We start from the raw sequence: 3,134 nt of genomic DNA, 5'->3' as shown, positions 1-3,134 counted from the left end.
GGCTCGTACAGGCACCGGCAGTTGTTGCCGTATAGATGCCGCTTGAGAACGCCTTGACGCCCGAGTTGGTGGATGGTTGTCGTGGATACGTTGAGTTGCTTGGCCATCTCCTCGCCGGTGAGCATACCGCGCTCGCGCAATCGGTCAAACCGGCTCTTCAATGCGTAGGTCTGGCGAATGAGGATGACCTTCTTCATGGTGAAGGACTCTCCACGCCAATTCCGATGGTCAAGTTCGTTCAGGCGTGCTGCGATCTGCCGGTCCGTCGAAGTCTCCAACAGCCCGTCGATAAGGGAAACGACTTCGGGCCGTGTCTTGCGCACCCTGGACATCGGCTGTGGCCGTTCCACGGCCAGGCTTTGTGTACGTCCGCCGCGCCAACGTACATGAACATCGACCTGCTGACCGACGGTGAGCGTCACGTCTTCGATGAGCAATCCGAGCATGCGCTTGCGCTCGACGGCGCTCGTGTGTTCCTCGTTCCATACGCGAGGGAAGTCGGAAGCCAGCGCCATGATGCGTCGGCGTGCGGGCTCGTCCAGGAGCGTACGGTCGGCCTCCCGCTGGCGCTCATGCTCACGCTGCAGCGTATCAAGCTGACGTAACCGAGCGTTCCAGTCGGCCTCCAACGCGTCAGCCACTAATCGGTTCTCGGGATCGACCTTCAGGTAACGTCGGCGCGCGAGTTCGGCTTCGTAACGGGCTCGCTGCAATTGCGACTCGCGCAGTGCCGCGGCTTGTTCTACGCGTTGGGCGATTTCCTGCTGCACGGCGAGCGCGACCTCGATCGCTGCCGGCGCTACCGTCTGTAGTAAAAACGCGCTGATCGCCTCATCCACCGGGGCACCGCGCACCCACTGGCAATGCTTGCCGGCTTCTCGCACGACAGCTTCGTTGCACACGCAGTAGGGTTGCAGCCTCCCATGCAGTGGCTCGTAATGGACCCTCATGCGCGCACCGCAGCGGCCACACAGCATGCGTCCTTGCAACAGCGCGCTGCCGTGGCGCGGCATGCGACCGCGCAAGCCAGGCGAGAAGCCACTTGCATTGTGCACGAGCGCAGTTTGGTTGCGCTCGTACTCGGCCCACGAGATGTAGCCTTCATGTGCATCTGGAATGAGTACCTGCCAGTCAGACTGCTGCACACGCAATTGCACAGTCTTGAGCTTGGCGTTGTAGGCAGTGCGGGTACGCCCATAGGCAAACGCACCTGCGTATCGCGGGTTGTGCAGAATCTGCAGCACGCGCGAGTGATCGATTGCGCTCCACAGCACGTCACCCTTGCCGATGCCGCGACGAATGCGCCTGGGGAAGAGGATCTTCTGCCCGCGCAGGCGGCGTACTACCGCGCACGCGGAACCTGTCTCGCGAAACGTGTCAAACAGCAGTCGCACCGTGTCCTGGATCTGCCGGTCTGGATCGAGCACCGCACGACCATCGGCCGTATAGGTCAGCCCGATGGGCAGAGGCATTTCGAGTTCGCCGCGCCGTGCCTTGTTGAGAATGCCACCTTGCAGGCGCGACTTGAGGATGTGCAACTCGGCCTCGCTCATCGTGCCTTTCAGGCCGAGCAGCAGGCGGTCGTTGAAGTGTGCGGGGTCGTAGATGCCATCCTCGTCGAGAATAAGCGTGTGAGATAGTGCCGCCAGTTCGATGAGACGGTGCCAGTCAGCATTGTTGCGCGCCAGCCGCGATACTTCGAGCCCGAGCACGATTCCGGCATGACCCATCGCCACCTCGGTCACGAGGTGCTGGAAGCCATCGCGATCTTGCGACTGTGCGCCTGAGATCCCGAGGTCACTGTCGATAACGTGGACTCGCTCAATGGGCCAACCCAAGGCCACTGCGCGATCACGCAATGCGTACTGTCGCTTGGTGCTCTCGGTGTTCTCGAACACCTGTCGCAGCGACGACTGTCGTACGTAGAGAAAGGCGTCGCGCCGCAAATGGTCGGCGCAGACCTTCATAGCGACGTCAATAGGCATGGCGCACCTGTGATTCAGCTGCCAGCACCATGTTGGCGAGCAGGCGCACGAGCTGGCGATCGTGCGCCGCCGCAGGCAGCGCGGTCGGCGCCGGCTGCACCTTCACCATTGGCGCGGTGCGGGCCGTGGTCAACACAACAAGCCCGCGCCACATGCCGTGGAAGACGATCGCGCCCATGCCATCCATGCCCCGGCGCTCCCAAGGCGCTGCGGCGCGCAAGCCTTCATAGAGTTCAAGCGCATCGACCGGCAACATTGCCTCAACAGCATCGACGCGAACACATGACTCATCGTTTTTTTTTACGCGCCATCGCGCGTTCGATACTTCGTGGATGGACGCTTACGCCGAGACTGGTCTGCACCAGCTCAGCCAGTGCAGGCGCTTGCAGCGGACTGCCTGCATGTCGGTGTTGCTCGATGAATCGCATGACTTCGTCGGTGACCTTGTGTGCTGACTTCGGACCGCGTGCGTGGGGTAACAGACCGGCGAGGCCGTCACGCTCGAAGGCGGCCTCGGCCTGGTAGTACGTCGGCCGTGACAAGCCAAACAAGGCGGCGGCCTCGGCCTTGTTGACGCCGTCCTGGCGGGCGTGGCGAAGCATCTCGTACTTCACCTGCACCAGATCGTTGGGATCGAAGAACGGCGAGTTCTGGAACCACGGCGCGCGCACGGCATCGGGCCTTGGGTTCAGCACGCCGAGCTGGCGCAGGCGATCAAGCTTGGTGTTCTTGGGCATCGCGGTCCATTCGTTTGCGTGTGTAAATAAAAATATGCCGCGAGTGACAACATGTCAAGGCTATATCGTCACCCGATTTAGACCAGTTCGGCGCGCAAATGGCGAATGAACGTGTTATGTGGCGCGCACAGTCCGAATGCCGCGGCGAAATTAGCTTAACACATCCGGCATTATTTACTTTACGCGCGCCCGGCGATGGCGGCTCCTGATCTCGTCAATTAGGACCACAAGATCCGCGAGGTCATCGGGGCGCAGGAAAGACTTGCCGCCAGCGATCTGGGCGAACACGTCCTGCTCGTCGACATTCGTCCACGACGCAAGCAATGAGCGCAGCCGTCCATGTGCGTCATAAAACATCACACGGTCCTCGCCCCAGTTCTGTTTGCGGGTTGCCAGCACAAAGCGCCTGCCC

General features: G+C 61.5%; 4 protein-coding genes. All 4 read right to left on the bottom strand.

Annotation, left to right across the window (positions count from 1 at the left end):
• A partial coding sequence (locus tag JMY24_RS37835) for a recombinase family protein (RefSeq protein ID WP_201704096.1) occupies positions 1 to 1,985 on the bottom strand: 1,985 nt, incomplete at its 3' end.
• Positions 1,975 to 2,241 (bottom strand): hypothetical protein, encoded by a 267-nt coding sequence (locus tag JMY24_RS37830; RefSeq protein ID WP_128598733.1) that lies wholly within the window; start codon positions 2,239 to 2,241, stop codon positions 1,975 to 1,977. The genes JMY24_RS37830 and JMY24_RS37835, both read right to left, overlap by 11 nt.
• Before the next feature lie 31 nt (positions 2,242 to 2,272).
• Positions 2,273 to 2,722, bottom strand: a complete 450-nt coding sequence (locus JMY24_RS37825; RefSeq protein WP_201704094.1) for a helix-turn-helix domain-containing protein — start codon at positions 2,720 to 2,722, stop codon at positions 2,273 to 2,275.
• Positions 2,723 to 2,896: 174 nt separating this feature from the next.
• Positions 2,897 to 3,134: DUF5372 family protein (locus tag JMY24_RS37820; RefSeq protein WP_236597780.1), on the bottom strand; the 238-nt coding region annotated here is incomplete at its 5' end.

Origin of the sequence: Paraburkholderia kirstenboschensis (genome assembly GCF_904848585.1) — a bacterium.
Lineage (GTDB): Bacteria > Pseudomonadota > Gammaproteobacteria > Burkholderiales > Burkholderiaceae > Paraburkholderia > Paraburkholderia kirstenboschensis.
This window is presented reverse-complemented; position numbering and strand designations above follow the sequence as displayed.